We start from the raw sequence: 16,416 nt of genomic DNA on the forward strand, positions 1-16,416 counted from the left end.
GGACTCGCGCGTCCGCCCGACCGCCCGTCCGTCCTACCGCCCGAGTCGGGCGTTCGTGGTCATCGCCCGGGCGGTCTGAGCAGGGTCGCGGGGATCAGGCCTCGGTGCCGGTGTAGAAGCCGTAGGTCGCGCCGGCCCGCCGCTGGGCGACGGCGGGATCCTCGCCGGAGGCCGCATGCGCGACGGCCCAGCCGTCGGCCGCTCCGCGGTAGAAGGAGCGGCCCTCGTCGGTGCCGGCCCAGGCCTCCGCCTCGGCCGGGGAGAGCGAGCCCTCCACCCCGCCGAGGTGGAGCGAGAGACCCAGCAGGCCGCCGTCCCAGCCCACCCCGGTCGCGCCCGGGCCGAAGGTCTCCCACATCTCGGCGGGGACGTCGGCGACGCGGCTGGTGTGCTCGAGCTCGAAGCTGGTGCGCTCGCCGTCGACCTCGGCCAGGCGCACGGTCAGCCACGACACGGAGCCCATGGCCTCCCAGGTCGCGGAGAACTCGGCGGCACCGGCCGACGCCGGCTCGCAGGCGGTGATCTCGCCGCCCGCATTGCCCTCGAACTGGTAGCGGCCGCCGAGGCGGAGGTTGCCGCTGACCGGCAGGAACCAGCGCTGGATGCGCTCGACCGAGGTGGCGGCCTCCCACACGTCAGCGAGGGCGGCGGGGTAGGTCTGCTCGAGGGACTGGACGTGCATCTGCTCGCCGTCGCGCTCCTCGGTGCGATAGGCGCGGGTAACGGACTGCAGCTGGGCGGGGACGTCGACCATGTCAGGTCTCCTTCTCGGTGGTGGGGGTCGTCGCGGCAGGCGGGGTGCCCGTCGCGGGGTCGGTGTGGGCGGGCGGGGTGCCCGTCGTCGCAGTGTCGGTGGAGTCGGCGGCGAGGCCGGAGGTCTCAGTGCGCTCGGCAGCGAGGCGGCGGGTGCGCTTGCCGCGGGCGAGCTCGGTGCCGAGCGCGTCGAGCTTCGGCGACCAGAACCGCTCGAACGGGGTCAGCCACTCCCTCGCCTCGCGCGGGCCGCGGGGGTCGAGGGCGTAGAGGCGGCGTCGGCCCTCCGGCCGGACGGTGGCGAAGCCGTGCTCGCGCAGGACGCGCAGATGCTGGGAGACGGCCGGCTGGCTGATCCCGAACTCCTGCCGCACGATCTCGCCGATCTCGCCCGCGCCGAGCTCCCCGTCGTCGGCGAGGAGCTCGAGGATCCGCCGCCGCACCGGGTCGCCGAGGACGTCGAGCGCGTGCATGCGCCCATGCTCCACCGTCACGCTCATATAAGCCAACCCTTATGCGACAAGGAGGCCGGCGGCGGCCCGACCCGGCCCGGCCCTGTTCCGCTCTGCCCGCCCTGCTCCGCGATGTCCGCCGCCTTGCAGGCCACACCCGGCCAGTTGTTCGACCTCCGGTACCAGAAAAGTGGTACCGCGCGTCGACGAACTCGACGGCCCGAGGGAGGTCGAGCAGTTGATCGACGTCCGGTACCAGAAAACTGGTACCGGACGTCGAACAACTCGGTGCTTCCGGGCCGCCGGGGGCGGAGCGGCGGGCAGGGCGACACGGCGCGGCGCGGCGCGGCGCGGCGGCGGGGCCGGTCAGCGGCGTCGCACCGCGAGCACGAGTCCGCGGTAGGCGAGGCCGACGGCGACGAGCACCAGGCCCGCCACGATCGTGCGACCGGGCGGCCGCGGCGACGAGCAAGACGCGCCGGCGAGGCCGAGCCACTGCATCCCCTTCGGGAACAGCCGCCACTGCCCGGCTTGGGTGAGCGCGGCGAGGTTCGCGACCGCGTAGTAGAGCGCGACGCCGAAGGACGAGGCGGCGATCGCGACCAGCACGTCGGAGGCGAGCGGCACCAGCGAGCACCACCGCGATGCCGGCCGCGGCCTCCGCCCGCCGCGGGACCGAGTACCGCTCGCTGACGTGCGCGAGCACGGGCGGCAGGTCCCGCTCGCGCGCCATGGCGAGCACGGTGCGGGAGATGCCCGCGACCAGCGCGAGCGCCGCGCCGGAGGCCGCCGCGACCGCGCCGATGGTCACCACCACGGCCCAGACCCCGCCCGCGCCGACCGCGTCCAGCGCCGCACGGAAGGGCGCCGGGCCCCAGCCCTGCTCGCCCGGTGCCGGACCCACCAGCACGAGGATCACCGACAGCACCAGGTAGAGCGCGCCGACCGCGGCGAGCGCGAGCAGGATCGCGCGAGGGATGGTGCGGCGCGGCGCGACGACCTCCTCGCCGAGGGTCGCCACCCGGGCGTAGCCGGCGAAGGCGAAGAACATCAGCGCCGCGGCCTGCGCGAGGGCGAGGACGATGCCGAGAGCGCCGCCCTCCCCCGCGCCGGCGACGGCCGCGAGACCGCCGTCCCACAGCCCGACGGCCTGCCCGGCGAGGGGGCCGGGCACCTCCCACAGCCCGGCACCGGCCCCGTCGCCCGCGCCTCCCGTCGGCCCGTCCGCCACGACCCCGGCGAGCAACCGCACCCCGGTCAGCACGAGCGCGGCGAGCGCGACCGTGACCAGCACCCGGGCGAGCACCGCGGTGCGGGTGATGCCGACCAGGTTCACGCCCGTCAGCACCACGACCAGGAGCGCAGCGACGGGTCGCTGGAACGGCTCGGGCACGAGATACGCGGCGACGACCAGCGCCATCGCCGCGCAGGAGGCGGTCTTGCCGATCACGAAGCACCAGCCGGCGAGAAACCCCCACCACGGTCCGAGCCGCTCCCGGCCGTAGTGGTAGGTGCCGCCCGCGGCGGGTGTCGCGCGGCGAGTAGGCGCGGTCGAGGTCGCATTGCACAGCGCGACCACGGCGGCGACCAGCACCGCCGCCGGGGCGAGCGACCCGGCGAGGTCCTGGGCGGCGCCGAGGGAGACGAAGGCACCGGCCCCGATCATCGAGGCGAGGCCGATCACCACCGCGTCGCGCAGTCCGAGGCGGCGGGAGAGGACGGCGGGAGAGGCGCCGGGACTCACAGCCGGTCGAAGCGGTACAGCCAGGCGGCGGTCTCGGCGCGGTCGACGCGGGCGTTCGGGCGGAGCTCGTCCCCGTCCACGATGCCCTCGTCGAGGCCCTCGGCCTGCGACCACGCGATGGCGTCGGCCTGCCCGTCACCGCTGGGCGACTCCACCGCGGGCGAGCCGGCCGCGGCGTACAGCGCCTCGGCGACCATGCCCCGGCTCAGCGCCGCGCTCGGGCGGAACGCGCCGCCCTTGTTGAGGGTGAGCACGCCCTCGGACTCGGCCCACAGCATCGCCTCGTAGTGCGGGTGATCGGCCTTCACGTCCTTGAACGGCGAGCTCGCGGGGACCTCCACCTCGGGACGGCCCGCCATCTCGTACAGGGCCGCGGCGAGGGTGACGCGGTCCGCGGCGCGGGTGGGACGGAAGGTGCCGTCCTCCCCACCGGGGACGATGCCGCCGCCGGCCGCCCACATGATCTCGTCGTAGTACGGGTGGTCGGAGCGCACGTCGGTGAAGTCCGGGAGGGTCGGCGCCTCCTCGTACCCGGCGTCCAGGCCCACGATCATCGGGTCGTGGTCGGAGGAGGCGAAGGGGCCCTCCTCGTAGAGATCCACCGCGTTGTTGTTGTGCCGGCCGTACTGGGCCATCACCGACTCGGGGCCGTTGATCTGCCAGTCGGTGGCGCCGGTGACGCGCTCGGCGGCCGACGGGGAGGCGATGACGTGGTCGAGCGAGCCGACCATGCCGCCGAAGCTGTAGGACCAGCCCTCCGGGTCGTGGGTCTCGCCGAGGTTGACGAAGCCCTGCTCGTAGAACGTCTGCAGGGGCTCCTCCTGGGTGTAGGAGTTGAAGTCTCCGCCGTGCAGGACGTCCTTCACGCCGAGCTCGGATGCGGTCTGCTCGCCCCAGGTCAGCGGCGCCTCGGCCTGCTGGAGGCGGGAGGTGCGGGCGTTGCCCTGGACCGGGTCGGCCGGGAGGCCGGAGTCCTCGGCGTCGGCCGAGCCCTTGGACTTGAAGTGGTTGATGGTGAAGAAGAACGGCTCGCCCTCGACCTGCTGGGCACCGTCGCCATCGATCGGCACGAACACCTGGCCGAGCGGCTCGCGGGCGTTGTCGAAGGCGGGGTCGTCGGCGAGGATCTGCATCTGCCCCTCGGGGCGCACCTCGGCGGGCTTGAAGATGATCGCGTTGGTGATCACGTCCTGGCCGCCGTCCAGACCCTGCTCGGCGTAGGCCTCGCCGGTGGGGACGTAGTCCCAGGTGCCCTCGCCGTCCTTCTCGTTCAGTGCGGCGACGAGGGTGGCGGTGGCCTCGTCGGCCTCCTCCCCGAGGCGGGCCGAGTTCTCGATCTCGGTCAGTCCCACCACGTCGGCGCCGGTGCCGGAGATCGCGTCGACGATCTTGGACTGCTGGCGCTCGAGGTCGTCGGCTCCCCACGCGCCGCGCAGATCGCGAGCCGCCGCGCACGGTGGTGCCGTTCCCGTCGATGTCGGTGTAGGGCTCGCGGCCGGGGGTGTCCTCGCCGAGGGTGGTGAAGTAGTTCAGCACGTTGAAGGTGCTGACCTGCAGGTCACCGCCGACCTCGTCGGGCGCGTCCTGGCGGGTGTTCTCGAAGTCGACGCCGTCGGTCGAGGCCGACTCCCACGGGGTGGTGGTGTTCAGGCGCCACTGGTCGAAGGAGTAGGCGACCACGACGGGCTCGGTGAAGGAGGGGGTGGCCCCGACCCGGACGGGCTCCTCAGTGGTCAGCCAGCTCATCGGCTGGGTGGGGTTGTTCTGGAAGTTCGTGGTGCGGCCGTCGTCCAGCAAGCACCTTGAGCGCGTCGCGGCTCTCGTAGTAGGCGGTGGCCTCCGCGCCGGGGCGCATGATGTCGCCGGCCTGCTGCAGCGGCTGGTCGCCGATCGCGAGGCCCACCTCGCCGAAGCGGTTGGTGCTGTACACGTCGGTGACGGTGAACTCCTCCGCGCCGGGGAGGTAGAGCATGTGCTCGATGCTCTCGCGCCGCGCCTCCTCGGTGGGGAAGCCGCCGGCGAGGGTCGCGGGCTCCGCGGGCTCGAGCGACTGTTCGAGTCGCTCGAGGCCCTCGGCGCCGACGGAGATCTGGGTGGAGTCGTAGTACTCGGAGACCTCGCCGGTCACGCGCACCGAGTCGCCGATCGCGACCTGGGAGGCGGTCTCCGGGGAGTGCACGAACACGGCGGTGGAGCCCTTGTGCGTGGAGAAGTCCAGCGCACCGCCGGTGCCGCCGGTCTGAATGACGTAGCCGTTCAGGCCGCCGGTCGCGTAGACCGCGGTGACCACGCCCTCGGTGACCACGTTCTTCCCGACCATCGGGCTCTGCGCGCCGGTGCCCTGGATCTCGGCGATGCTCGCCTCGACCGTCTCGCCGGGCTCCTCCGGCTCCTCGGGATCGGTGCGCCGCCCGACGGGGTGGGCGTCGGGTCGCCGGTGACGAAATCCGTGGAGTTCTCGCCGGTCGCGGCGACGCGCGCGACGGAGGTCGCGTTCGTGGTGCGCGGGGCGGGGGCGGTGCCGGAGAAGGTGGTCGCGCCGCCCCAGCCGACGAGGTCGACGACGGCCGGGTCCTCGGCGCAGATCGCACCGGTGCAGACCAGGCGGCCGTCGGAGTCCGAGAGAGCGAAGACGCCCTGGGTGCCGGAGACGGCGGTGGTGCCGGTGAGGTCCGGCTCGGGCGGCGCCTCTCGCGCCGCCGGCGCCCTTCGCGAGCTGGATCAGGAAGGTGCCGCCGGCGGGGACGGTGCCCTCGAGGGCGAGGACGCCCGACGAGTTGAAGGTGCCGGTCGCGGAGGCGTACTGGAGGGACAAGCCGGCGAGGTCGATCGGCTGATCGGAGGTGTTCACGAGCTCGACGAAGTCGTGGGTGAAGGTCGAGCCGGAGTTGCCGCCGCCGCCGTAGATCTCGTTGATCTGCAGGTCGCCGGGGACGACGACGCCGTCGGCCGCGCCGCCGCAGTCCTCGCTCACGGGCGGCTCGGTCTCGATCGAGGTGCCCGCCGCGGGGTCGGTCGTGATAGTGAGCGGGATGGGCGAGGCCTCCGTGGCGCACAGGTCCGCGGGGAGGGTGACGTCGGCGACGAGATCGCCGGACTCCTCGTCCTTCGCGTAAGGCGCCTCGAAGGTGCCGTGCTCGCCCGCGTCGACGGTCACGGAGGTGATCTCGGGGGCGCCGAGGCTCTGGGACTCGAGGCCCGAGAGCCGCGCGGCACCGGGGCGTCGTCGTCCGCGCCGCCGACGAGCTGGAGATCGGCCTGACGCTGCGAGTAGTCGGGGGCGAGGTCGGGGTGGGCCTCGAGATAGGAGATGAACGCGTCGCGGTCCAGCACGCCGGTGTCGCGCACGTCCTGCGCCTCGGAGAGCGCCCACATGTTGTCGCCGCCCTCGAACAGGAAGCTCGCGGTGACGATCGTGTAGGTGCCCTCGGGGTCGATCGGCTCGCCGTTCACGAGGATCTCGAGGATGCGGTCGTCCCTCTCGCGGTCGCTGTCGGAGACGTACTCGACGTTCTCGGAGACGCTGAAGGCGAGGAAGGACTCGTCGCCCTCGTCCACGCCTCCGCCGTCGGCCGTGCAGCGCCACTGCTCCTCGAGCATCTGCTTGAACTGGGCGCCGGTGACCTCGCCGGAGTTGAGGGTGTTGCCGAAGGGCACCATGCCGTTGGCCTCGGCGTAGGTGACCACGCCGTCGCCCTCGCCGGTGGGCGAGGAGGCGTCCCACAGCTCGGCGCGGATGCCGCCGGGGTTCATGAAGCCGATGACCTCCCTCTCGCCCGCGAGCCCGGCGTCCTCGAGGTACCACTTCATGGAGTCGGCGAGCATGTTGCCGGCCGCGGAGTGGCGGAAGCGGTTGTCGCCCTTGGTGGTGGCCTGGTTCGTGACCGGGGCGCTCGGGGTGCGCGCGCCGTCCGCGTACTCGGCCTTGGAGTCGTCCCAGGAGGTGGTGATGTCACCGGAGATCGAGCCGACGGGCTCGGCGCCGACGACGGCGGCCTCGTCGATCGCGGTCTGCGCGATCGAGGTGACCTCCTCGGTGACCGGAGTGGAGGTCGCGCACTCGGCGTCGGTGGGGCGCGGCGCGGGGGCCGCGGCGGCGTCCCAGTCCCCCTCGGCGTCGCGCTCGAGGGTGACGGCGCCGAGGTTCGCGGCGCTGGAGTCGGTCTGGAGGATCGGGCGGGTCTCGCCCTCCTCGCCGGGGACCGCGGCCTGGTAGGCGTACGTGCGGTGGGAGTCGCCGTTGAAGATCGCGTCGACCTCGGGATCGGTCTCGGAGACGATCTTCTCGAAGATCGGATCGCTGTTCGAGGGGGCGGCACCGACCTCCCCGCCGCCGGAGGCGCCCTCGTGGTAGAGCGCGACCGCGGCGTCGTACTCGACGCCCTCGGCCTCGAGCTCGCCCATCACGTCGTTGACCGCGTCGACCGGATCGCCGAAGGTGAGGCCCTCGATCGCGGCCGGGCTGACCTTGCCGACGGTCTTCGTGGTGACAGCGCCGATCACGGCGACCTTCACGCCGTCGCGCTCGACGATCGTAAACGCGTCGTGCACCCGTTCGCCCTCGGCGTCGTAGACGTTCGCGGCGAGGTCGGCGAACTCGGTGCGCGGCCCGATGCGCTCGAACAGGTCGTCCTGACCCTGGTCGTACTCGTGGTTGCCGATCGCGGTGGCGTCGACGCCGAGCGCGTTGAGCACGTCGATCGTCGGCTCATCGTTCTGCACCGCGGACTCGAAGGCGGAGCCGCCCACGTTGTCGCCGGCCGAGAACAGGAACGAGGTGTCGCTCTCCGCCCGCACCGTCTCGACCTGGCAGGCCAGGGCCGAGGCGCCGCCGAGCGCGCCGTGGAAGTCGTTGAAGCCCATCAGGGTGATCTGCTGGCCGGGCTCGGCGGCGACCGCGCTCATCGGGACGAGGGCGCCGGAGACGGCGAGGGCGGCGGCGCCGAGGCCGACGGTCGCGCCGCGGACGGCGCGGCGGGCGGGGTGGACACGCATGGAGGAGGCTCCCGGGGACGAGGCGGAGTCGAGGAGGGCGCACGTGTGCGCCATGTCATCTCACCCCATCGGGAAGCTCCAGAACCCGTTTTCCCGGAACCGGTATCGAGCCGTCACCGAAAGTTCATCTATTCCGTCCCTCTGCACTGGCTTCTTGACCTGCATCGTTGCCGTGCTTGACGAACCCTTTGCCGACGGCGGAGACCGCTGCGCGCCCGTCGTCGGCGGTGCCGAGCAGAGAGACCCCGGCCGCCGAGAGCTCCGGGCAGGATGTGAGTCGTGACGACCTGTGCGGCCGTCGGCCGTGCTGTCGGGCGGAGAAATGGGTAGCATCGCTGAGGACTCTGGACGGACCGGGTCGCCCGCATCGCGGCATCGGCCCGACGATCTCGGACCGGCCGACGGACATCCCGCCTCCGCCCGAAGCCCGCTCACTCCGCCGCTCTCCCTCTCGATCAGACGCGGTGCACGACCCGGCCGGCCACCGCCGCGCCCCGTCGGCCGACGCGTCGCCCCTAGGAGTCCTCCCCATGTCGCTGCCCTTCCTCACCCGCCGTCCCACGGTCCCCGCGAAGGACGGCGCGAGCTGGCCCCACGTGGTCATCGTGGGCGGTGGATTCGCCGGTGCCAACGCCGTGCTGGGCCTGCGCGACGCCCGCGTGCGCGTCACCCTGATCGACCGCAACGTCTACAAGACCTTCCAGCCGCTGCTGTACCAGGTGGCGACCGCTGGTCTGAACCCGGGCGACGTCACCATGTTCCTGCGCGGCCTCTCGTTGAAGGTCCCCAACATGCGCTACCGGCAGGGCGAGGTGGTCGGCGTCGACCCGGAGCGGAAGGTCGTCACGCTCAACGAGGGCCAGCGCGGCGATCAGGAGCTCTCCTACGACTACCTGGTGCTCGCCAACGGCGCGACCACCACCTACTTCGGCACCCCCGGTGCCGAGGAGCACGCGATGCCGATGTACACGCGCGCGCAGGCCCTCGCCATCCGCGACCGGGTCTTCTCCGAGCTCGAGCGCTCAAGCCGCGAGGCCGGCGTCACCCACGACAAGCTCCACGTCTGCATCGTCGGCGGCGGGCCGACGGGCGTGGAGATCGCCGGCGCCCTGGCGGACTTCCGCATGCAGGAGCTGGACATCCTCTATCCCGAGATGGATCCGGGGACCCTGCGGCTCACGGTGCTGCAGCGCGGCGACGAGCTGCGCTCAAGGAGTTCAGCGACAAGTACCGCCAGTACGCCGCCGACGAGTCGCGCGACCGCGGGGTTGTCGCCGCGCCTCGGCCACGGCGTGAAGGAGGTCGGCTACGACCACGTGATCCTCGACGACGGTTCGATCCTCGAGTCCGACATCACGATCTGGGCCGCCGGCGTCGCGATCCCCGAGGCGGTCTCCCGGTGGGGCCTGCCGCAGGACAGGCGCGGCCGCATCGCCGTGGACGACCACCTGCAGGTCAAGGGCATGCCGGGGGTGTACGCCGCCGGCGACGTCGCCGCCCAGGACGAGGCCCTCCCCAGCTCGCGCGACCCGCGATCCAGACCGGCGCGGCCGTCGCGAAGTCCATCGCCGCCGACGTCGGGGGAAGGGCGCGCCCGAAGTTCTCGTACACGAACCTCGGCACGATGGCCACGATCGGTCGCCATGCCGCGATCGCGGAGATCCCCTTCGTGGGCGGGCTCTCCGGATCGCTCGGCTGGGCGGCCTGGCTCGGCGTGCACATCACGAAGATGCTCGGCCACCGCAACCAGCGCGCGGTCGCGATGAACCTCGTCTCGCTGTACGGCGGCACCCGCGGCACCCATCAGCCGAACCCCGTGGTGGGCGAGGTCGACTCGCTGCGCGCGGCGAGGATCTTCGAGGAGCAGGCCCCGAACCGCCTCTTCGGGCTGAATGCCGGGGCGCGGGAGAACCGGGCGGCGGCCGAGGACGCTCCCGGCGCGGCCGACGTCGCCGCCCCTTCCCAGGACTGATCCGGCCCCGCGAGGCTCAGCGCGCGGTGCGGATGAGCCCGACGATCCGGTCGGCGTCATGGCGCAGGGGGTGTCGCGCCGTCCCGCCGGCGGCGTCGTCGCTCGATGATGCGGTGCCGCTCGGCGCGGAGACCGTGGCCGATGCGGGGAGCGGTGCGGCGTAGGCGGCGGCGGTATAGGCGTCGGCGAGGCGGGCGGCGGCGGCGCGGTCCTCGGCGGTGACCTCGGGCGTGCCCTCCGCGATGCGGTCCAGCAGCTGCTCGACGGCGCGGTGCGGAGGCGCGCCGGGTCCATCGCGAGGCGCATCGGCGGCCAGCCCCAAGCGCCGGTGAGGCCCAGCCAGCGGATCGCCGTCGCCCGCACCTCGAGCTCGTGGGTCAGCTCCGACCAGGCCAGCTCGCCGGCGGCGCGGCGCGCCCGCTCGGCCTCGAGCGCGGCGACGGAGCCGTCGCTCGCCGCACCGGACGGGCCGCCCCCGCTCTCCGCAGCGGGCTCTCCGCTCCCGCCGTCTCCCGCGCCACGCTCCCCGCTCCGCCGCCGAGCGCCGCCCAGCGCTCCTCGCGGGAGCGGATCCGTCGGCGCCGGATCACCAGCACCACGGCGGCCGCGGCGCCGGCCAGGAGCGCGCCGAGGCCGAGCACGCTCACGGTCCCCCACTCGATGCGCTGGACCGTCTGGGGCGAGGGACCCTGCTCGGCGGTCTCGTCCTCCTCGGTGCTCGCGCCGCTCTGCTCCTCGGTGGTGCCCCCCTCGCTGCTCGCGCTCTCCTCGTCCGCGGTCGGGGTGTCGGGGGTCGCCTCGGGGGTCTCGACGTCCTCCTCGCTCGCGGAGAGGTCGGTGACCTCGGGGGTGCGCACGCCGTTGTTCGCGGCGGCGGGGGTGGGCTCGAACTGGACCCAGCCTTGCTCGGGGCCGAACCACACCTCGGGCCAGGCGTGGGCGTTGCGGGCGCTGACGGTGCGCTCGTCCCCGTCGGCGTCCCCGGCGGTGAAGCCGATGACGACCCGTGCGGGATACCCCTGCGCGGTCATCATCAGCGCGAAGGTCGAGGCGAACTGCTCGCAGTAGCCGATGCGGTCCTCGAGGAAGGACTCCAGCGGGTCCTCCCCCGGCGGGGTGTTCACGGTGAGGGAGTAGGCGAAGGCGGTGCGGAAGTAGTCCTGGAAGGCGACGGCCGCGTCGAAGCCGTTCTCCGCCCCGGCGTCCTGGACGAGCCGCTCGGCGAGGTCGGCCGCGACCTGCGGCACCTCGGCGCGGTCGGTGTAGCCGGTGTCGAAGGGGACGCTCGCCGCGGCGGGCGTGACGGCCCGGAGCCGCTCGGGGGTGGAGGAGCGCGGCTCGGAGAGCACGGTGTACTGTTGCCCGGTCAGTCCCTCGGGGACGAACTCGAGCGCCGCCTCCCCGTCGACCGGCCGCAGGGTGAGCGCACGCTCCAGCGCCGGGGACGGGGAGCTCACCTCGCGCACGTTCTCCGGCATCGGCGACCGGTCCCCGCCCAGGCTCATCACCTCCACGTCGGTCTCCTCGAGATCGCCCGTGCCGCCGCTGACCGCCCTGCCGTCGTCACGGGCGTCGGAGAAGGAGGAGACGAGGTCCGGCTCCTCCCCGTCGCCGGCGTGGAAGGTCTCCCCGTCGAAGCGGTTCAGGGTGCGCAGGCGCAGGTAGGAGGGGTCCTCGGCGGTGGTGGTAAAGCGCAAGACCTCGGTGTCGGACTGTTCGAGCAGGGAGCGGCGCACCGAGACGTCGTCGTCGATCATGACGGGGCCGAGTCGCGGGGTGTCGGGGTCCTGCCAGCGGTTCAGCACGTCGACGTTCAGCGCGATCCGCGGCGGGACCAGCTGGGGCAGGGCCGCGCCGAGCACGGGGGCGCCGGCGGCGACGAGCACGACGCACAGCACCGCGGCGCCGAGGGTGCGGCCCGGAGCGGGGACGGGTCCGGCCTGCGGGCGGCGGTCCCCCTCGAGATAGCGGGGGTCCCCGTGGACGGTGCGAACGGCGAGGACCGCGGCGCCGGCGGCGACCGGCGCGGCCACCTGCCACCACGCCCCGCCCGAGGGTCGCTGCGGCCGCGGGCACCAGCACGGTGCCCATCAGCAGCAGGGCGGTGGGGGTGTGCCAGCCGAGGTCGAGGTACAGCAGGTCCAGCAAGAGGGCGAGCGGCGCGACGAGCACGACGATGAGCACCGTCCCCGGCGCGCCGAGCGCCAGCGGCGGCAGGCCGGAGGCAAGCTCCTGGATTCCCCGCCGCATCACCTCGGGCTGGGCGGCGAGGACCGCGGCCGGGCCGTCGGCCCAGGGGCGAGCCCCTGGGCGGTCTCGACGACGAGCATCAGCACGAGGATCAGACCCAGCTGGAGCGGCGGCACCAGCACGGTCCGGGAGAGCAGGTGGCGCAACACGATCCCGCCGAGGATCACGGGGGCGCGCCGGTCAGGGTCAGCACCAGCCAGGAGGTGCCGGCCAGCGGCTGGGAGGTGGGCGCGGCGGCGAGCAGCAGCGCGATCAGGAGCGAGAGGGCGCGGCCGGTGAGGTGGGGGCCCTCGAGGGAGGGGCGGCCCATCAGCGGGCTCATCGCGGCTCCTCCACGGCGGTGGTGAGCAGGTCGTCGAGGGTGTCGGCGGAGGAGCCGCGCACGAGGGCCCAGGTGCCCAGGCGCGAGCGGCGCGGCGGCCGCTGGGCGCGCGCGGCGGCGAGCCGCTCGGCGTGCTGCTCGTGGGCGTGGCCGAAGTCGTCGCCGTCGGCGGGGCCGATGCGGCGAGCGCGGCGGAGAGTCTCGGGCTCCTCCTCGGGCGCGCGCCGCCTCCAGCGCGATCGCGGTGCGGCGCGTGGCGCGGCCGGCGAAGCGGTCCAGCTCGAGGCCGGCGAAGGGCTCGCCCAGGTCGGCGCCGAGCGCGATCGCGAGCTCGGCATGACCGGCGGCGTGGTCGCGGCCCACGCCGTGCCGCTCGTCGTCGTCGAAGTCGACCTCGGCGAGCGCGAGGAGGGAGGCGCGGCGCTCGAGCGCGTCGGCCTCGCCGCCCAGCAGGGACGGGCCGGGGACGCCGCGTCGGCGCTGGGTGCGGGTGATCTCGTCGCCCGAGGCGTCCACGATCCGCACCTCCCAGCCGTTCCGGCCCAGGGAGTCCAGCACGGTCGCGGCATGGGAGACGAGCGCCTCCTCGACCTGCCCCTCGAGCCCGTCCCGCCGGGTGGTGTCCAGCACGACCACGGCGCCGCGGCCCGCGGTCGGCTCGTCCTCGCGGGTCATCAGCGTGCCGGTGCGAGCGCTGGCCCGCCAGTGGATGCGGCGGATGTCGTCGCCGGTGGCGTAGGGGCGGGCGATCGGGCCGATCTCCCCCACTCCCGCGACGGGCGCCGCGGCGGCCACGGCGCTGTCGGCGATGCCGGTCGAGCGCTCCGCGGCGGTCGACATCTCGGCCACCACGGGCAGGCCGGTGATCCGCAGGCCGTCCTCGACGGTGCGGCGGAGGTGGAACAGCCCGAACACGTCGCGCACCAGGACCGAGTACGGGCCCAGCGCATGGCCGCCGCGCCGACTCACGTGCGCGACGTGCGGCATCCGCCTCGCCAGCGGCAGGTCGCCCTGGCCGCCGAGCTCCTCCGGAAGGTGCTCGCGCACCACGCCCCGGCCGAGCGGCACCACGGTGATCCACGGGCGGTGCCGCATCTCGAGCATCACTCGGGCGGAGCCGCCGACGGGCACCGCGTCGTCCACGACCCGGCGCCGCGGGGAGATGCCGCGGCCGGCGACGAGGATCCCGATCGCTCCGACGGCGAGGACCAGCACGAGGCCGGCGGCGAGCCGCCGGGCGGGCTCGATGCGGGTGAGGTCGCCCAGCGACCACAGCGCCGCGCAGGCCACGAGCACGACGACGCCCCGCCCGGTGGGGCGGAGGATCGTGCGTGCGCGGCCCCTCACGTCTGCGGGGTCTTGCGCAGGACCTGGTCCACGAGCTCCCCGGCGCTCGCGCCGCGGGAGAGCGCCTGCGGGGTCAGGTGGAGCCGGTGGCGCCAGACGGGGAAGATGACGTCGGCGATGTCCTGGGGGGTGACGAAGGTGCGGGCGGCGAGCGCGGCGTTCGCCTTCGCGGCGCGCACCAGGTGCACGGCCGCGCGGGGCGAGGCGCCGAGGGTCACCTGGGGGTGGGAGCGGGTCGCCTCCGCCAGGCGCACCACGTACTGCAGGATCACGGGCGAGGCGTAGACGCGCGCACCGCCCGCACCTGGGCGGCGATCCGCTCGGGGCTGGTGCGCCGGCGGACCGCGTCGACCACGTCCCGGTCCCCCTCGGCCACGGGCCCGGCCTGCGCCTCGAGCATCCGCGCCTCGGCGGAGGCGACGGGATAGCCCATCGAGGTCTGGGCGAGGAAGCGGTCGCGGCCGCGCCTCGGGGAGGCGGTAGGTGCCCTCCATCTCGACGGGGTTGGCGGTGGCGACGACCATGAACGGCTCGGCGAGCTCGTAGGTGGTGCCGTCGACGCTGACCTGCCGCTCCTCCATCGCCTCGAGCAGCCGCGGACTGGGTCTTCGGGGAGGCGCGGTTGATCTCGTCGGCCAGCAGGATCTGCGTGAACACGGCGCCGGGACGGAACTCGAACTCCCCGCTGGCCTGGTTGAACACGCTCGCGCCGGTCACGTCTCCGGGCAGCAGGTCGGGGGTGAACTGGATGCGGTGGCGGTCCGCGCCGAGCGCGGCGGAGAGGGACTTGGCGAGCATGGTCTTTCCGACGCCGGGGATGTCCTCGATCAGCAGGTGCCCGCCGGCCAGGAGCACCAGCACCGCGATCCGGGCCACTTCCTCCTTGCCCTCGACGACGGTCGCGATCTCTCTCACCACCGCGGAGGCGTCCTCGGCGATCTGGTGGGCCCACTGCTCCGACAGGACCTCGGGCACCTCGCTCCCCTGCAGGTCAGGGGCGGTTCCAGCACCGGATTCTTCCAGGATCATCACAGGCTCCTCCGATGCGCGCCCCAGCGGTCTTCATGAAAAGTTTGCCGGGGGATGAATCCATCGAGGTCCCCCGGGGCGCCGTCGCCTCCTACAGTATGGCTGGTCCTCCACTGTCTCCGAAGGGTTCCGATGTCTGTCCGCCGTACCGTCGCCCAGTCCTCTGCCGGGTCGCTGCTTCGCTCGCGGCGTTCGTCGCCGGACCCGCTGTCGCGTTCGGTGATGCCCCCGCGACGCCGCCCGGGCCCGGTGCTTCTGACGGGGGTTGCTCTCGAGACGCGAGCGGGGAGTACCAGACGACGTTGAACGTGACACCGGCGACGGTCGAGCAGGGCAAGAGCGTAACTCTTGAAGTGCAGTGTTTCCGTGGCCCAATCCAGGGGGCAGCAAACGTCGTCGTCATCGCCCCAGACGGCTCGGACACGAAACTTGACTCAATTTCTCTTTGCCCCAGGCGGCGCGGATCCGTGGCCTTCCAGGTCCCCGAGGATGCTCAGCCGAGTGAGAACTACGCGTTCAAGATCGAGATCAACGGTTGGGAGGACAACCGTTCGTTCACGGTCATCGAACGGCCCGAAGATCCGGACCCTGGTGAGCCCCGTCCGCCCGCCGGCGGCGACGACGACCAGGACGCGGAGGAGCCTGGCTCGGATGACGACGGTCAGGAGCAGGACGGCGGCGACCAGAACTCGGACGACAACGGGGTAGCCGACGGCGATTCCGGCAATGGTGGTGACTCCGGCACCAATGAGTCCGGCAACGGCAGTGGCTCCAACACCGAGAACGAGCAGAACCAGGACTCCGACAACAACGGCGAGTCCGACGAGGCCGACAGCACCGAAGGCTCCGGGGCGCGACCGGACGGCGACACCAATGCGTCCGGCACCCCCACCAACTCCCTCCCCGGCGACGAGCAGGACGGCGACACCAACGCCTCCTCCGGCGAGAACGCCGCGGCCCGGAAGCCGGCACCGCAGCGGCCGCCGGCCGCGCCCGGCTCGGCGACCAATGACTTCCCGGCCGCCCAGCAGGAGGCGACCGCTGACCAGAAGCAGTCGGCCGCGCTCGCGGTGCTGATGACGAAGCTGTTCGCGGGCGGCGTGTCCTCGGGCTCGGTCGGCACGACTCCCGACCAGGCCCGCACGGTGATCGACCCGTCGGCCGACGCCTCCGAGATCGAGGTGCCCGCAGGCTCCGACAACGGCGGCTCGAGCGACGACGGCTCGGGCTCCGAGTCCTCCGACGGCGATGCGCTCGCCGCGACCGGGTCGAACATGCTGGTCCCCGCCGGGATCGCGGCCGCCGCGATCCTCCTCGGCGCTGGGCTGAAGATCCACCAGATCCGCCGCGGACGCTGAGCTGTCGGCGCGCGCCCGTCTTGCGCCTCCCCGGCGGTGACTGCTCGTTCACCGGGCCGAGTGCCTCGACGACGCAGGTTTTGTGGCCTGGAGGACCGATGTCGGCGCCCGCATGAGTCGTGGGCTCACAAAAGGTGTGCTCCGCACCGGTCGAGTCGAGCGGCGCGGAGCCCGGCGGCGGTCGGAACGCCGGA

The 16,416-nt window shown here is 73.5% G+C and carries 14 protein-coding genes and 3 pseudogenes; 4 read left to right on the top strand and 13 right to left on the bottom strand.

Features of this window, described 5'->3' with window-relative positions:
* Nucleotides 1-94: 94 nt before the first annotated feature.
* The 5 genes and pseudogenes from WKH84_RS10955 to WKH84_RS10975 form a co-directional block, all read right to left on the bottom strand.
* Entirely contained in the window at nucleotides 95-754 is a 660-nt protein-coding gene (locus tag WKH84_RS10955) for an SRPBCC domain-containing protein (protein ID WP_341856639.1), read from the bottom strand.
* A gap of 1 nt (nucleotide 755) precedes the next feature.
* On the bottom strand, nucleotides 756-1,253 hold the full coding sequence (locus WKH84_RS10960) for a metalloregulator ArsR/SmtB family transcription factor (RefSeq protein ID WP_341856640.1): 498 nt from the start codon (nucleotides 1,251-1,253) through the stop codon (nucleotides 756-758).
* Nucleotides 1,254-1,893: 640 nt separating this feature from the next.
* Nucleotides 1,894-2,871 (bottom strand): annotated as a pseudogene (locus tag WKH84_RS10965) (APC family permease); the annotation flags it as partial.
* Between the two features lie 74 nt (nucleotides 2,872-2,945).
* Entirely contained in the window at nucleotides 2,946-3,503 is a 558-nt protein-coding gene (locus WKH84_RS10970; protein WP_341856862.1) for an S-layer homology domain-containing protein, read from the bottom strand.
* A pseudogene (locus tag WKH84_RS10975) lies at nucleotides 3,498-4,388 on the bottom strand (ExeM/NucH family extracellular endonuclease); the annotation flags it as partial. The gene WKH84_RS10970 and the pseudogene WKH84_RS10975, both read right to left, overlap by 6 nt.
* A gap of 98 nt (nucleotides 4,389-4,486) precedes the next feature.
* Between WKH84_RS10975 and WKH84_RS10980 the strand changes: the two are divergent.
* A complete protein-coding gene (locus WKH84_RS10980) occupies nucleotides 4,487-4,621 on the top strand; it encodes a hypothetical protein (RefSeq protein ID WP_341856641.1) in 135 nt (44 codons plus the stop codon).
* A 54-nt stretch (nucleotides 4,622-4,675) separates the two neighbouring features.
* Here the strand turns inward: WKH84_RS10980 and WKH84_RS10985 are convergent, their stop codons facing one another.
* Both WKH84_RS10985 and WKH84_RS10990 read right to left on the bottom strand, forming a co-directional pair.
* Nucleotides 4,676-6,106, bottom strand: coding sequence for a lamin tail domain-containing protein (locus WKH84_RS10985; RefSeq protein WP_341856642.1), 1,431 nt, complete (start codon nucleotides 6,104-6,106; stop codon nucleotides 4,676-4,678).
* Complete coding sequence (locus tag WKH84_RS10990; RefSeq protein WP_341856643.1) at nucleotides 6,103-7,944, bottom strand: bifunctional UDP-sugar hydrolase/5'-nucleotidase; 1,842 nt, start codon at nucleotides 7,942-7,944, stop codon at nucleotides 6,103-6,105. The genes WKH84_RS10985 and WKH84_RS10990 overlap by 4 nt, the downstream gene beginning before the upstream one ends.
* Nucleotides 7,945-8,474: 530 nt before the next feature.
* Between WKH84_RS10990 and WKH84_RS10995 the strand changes: the two genes are divergently transcribed.
* Both WKH84_RS10995 and WKH84_RS11000 read left to right on the top strand, forming a co-directional pair.
* Nucleotides 8,475-9,710 carry an FAD-dependent oxidoreductase gene (locus WKH84_RS10995; RefSeq protein WP_341856644.1) on the top strand — a complete coding sequence of 412 codons (1,236 nt, stop codon included), beginning with the start codon at nucleotides 8,475-8,477 and terminating at the stop codon, nucleotides 9,708-9,710.
* Nucleotides 9,674-9,916 (top strand): hypothetical protein, encoded by a 243-nt coding sequence (locus WKH84_RS11000; RefSeq protein ID WP_341856645.1) that lies wholly within the window; start codon nucleotides 9,674-9,676, stop codon nucleotides 9,914-9,916. The genes WKH84_RS10995 and WKH84_RS11000 overlap by 37 nt, the downstream gene beginning before the upstream one ends.
* A 16-nt stretch (nucleotides 9,917-9,932) precedes the next feature.
* Here the strand turns inward: WKH84_RS11000 and WKH84_RS11005 are convergent, their stop codons facing one another.
* From WKH84_RS11005 to WKH84_RS11030, 6 genes and pseudogenes are all read right to left on the bottom strand, one after another.
* A complete protein-coding gene (locus WKH84_RS11005) occupies nucleotides 9,933-10,238 on the bottom strand; it encodes a hypothetical protein (protein WP_341856646.1) in 306 nt (101 codons plus the stop codon).
* Between the two features lie 55 nt (nucleotides 10,239-10,293).
* Nucleotides 10,294-11,949, bottom strand: a complete 1,656-nt coding sequence (locus WKH84_RS11010; RefSeq protein ID WP_341856647.1) for a DUF3488 and transglutaminase-like domain-containing protein — start codon at nucleotides 11,947-11,949, stop codon at nucleotides 10,294-10,296.
* Nucleotides 11,950-12,165: 216 nt separating this feature from the next.
* A complete protein-coding gene (locus WKH84_RS11015; protein ID WP_341856648.1) occupies nucleotides 12,166-12,333 on the bottom strand; it encodes a hypothetical protein in 168 nt (55 codons plus the stop codon).
* Nucleotides 12,330-13,835 carry a DUF58 domain-containing protein gene (locus WKH84_RS11020; protein ID WP_341856863.1) on the bottom strand — a complete coding sequence of 502 codons (1,506 nt, stop codon included), beginning with the start codon at nucleotides 13,833-13,835 and terminating at the stop codon, nucleotides 12,330-12,332. The genes WKH84_RS11015 and WKH84_RS11020 overlap by 4 nt, the downstream gene beginning before the upstream one ends.
* Nucleotides 13,832-14,416 carry a MoxR family ATPase gene (locus tag WKH84_RS11025; RefSeq protein ID WP_341856864.1) on the bottom strand — a complete coding sequence of 195 codons (585 nt, stop codon included), beginning with the start codon at nucleotides 14,414-14,416 and terminating at the stop codon, nucleotides 13,832-13,834. Before WKH84_RS11025 ends, WKH84_RS11020 begins: the two co-directional genes overlap by 4 nt.
* Nucleotides 14,417-14,489: 73 nt before the next feature.
* A pseudogene (locus WKH84_RS11030) lies at nucleotides 14,490-14,864 on the bottom strand (AAA family ATPase); the annotation flags it as partial.
* A gap of 308 nt (nucleotides 14,865-15,172) precedes the next feature.
* On the opposite strand from WKH84_RS11030, the gene WKH84_RS11035 reads away from it, so the two are divergent.
* The gene (locus tag WKH84_RS11035; protein ID WP_341856649.1) at nucleotides 15,173-16,222 is read left to right on the top strand and encodes a hypothetical protein; all 1,050 of its coding nucleotides are present in this window, start codon (nucleotides 15,173-15,175) and stop codon (nucleotides 16,220-16,222) included.
* The last annotated feature ends 194 nt before the right edge of the window (nucleotides 16,223-16,416 follow it).

The sequence above is a fragment of the Brachybacterium sp. GPGPB12 genome, assembly GCF_038396325.1.
GTDB classification, from domain to species: Bacteria; Actinomycetota; Actinomycetes; order Actinomycetales; family Dermabacteraceae; genus Brachybacterium; species Brachybacterium conglomeratum.

Bases quoted from the DNA above. Each gene is read 5' to 3' on its own strand.
- WKH84_RS11025 (WP_341856864.1), bottom strand. From the start codon at position 14,416: ATGGAGGAGCGGCAGGTCAGCGTCGACGGCACCACCTACGAGCTCGCC.
- WKH84_RS10960 (WP_341856640.1), bottom strand. From the start codon at position 1,253: ATGAGCGTGACGGTGGAGCATGGGCGCATGCACGCGCTCGACGTCCTC.
- WKH84_RS10970 (WP_341856862.1), bottom strand. From the start codon at position 3,503: ATGATCGTGGGCCTGGACGCCGGGTACGAGGAGGCGCCGACCCTCCCG.
- WKH84_RS11000 (WP_341856645.1), top strand. From the start codon at position 9,674: ATGCTCGGCCACCGCAACCAGCGCGCGGTCGCGATGAACCTCGTCTCG.
- WKH84_RS10995 (WP_341856644.1), top strand. From the start codon at position 8,475: ATGTCGCTGCCCTTCCTCACCCGCCGTCCCACGGTCCCCGCGAAGGAC.
- WKH84_RS10955 (WP_341856639.1), bottom strand. From the start codon at position 754: ATGGTCGACGTCCCCGCCCAGCTGCAGTCCGTTACCCGCGCCTATCGC.
- WKH84_RS10990 (WP_341856643.1), bottom strand. From the start codon at position 7,944: ATGCGTGTCCACCCCGCCCGCCGCGCCGTCCGCGGCGCGACCGTCGGC.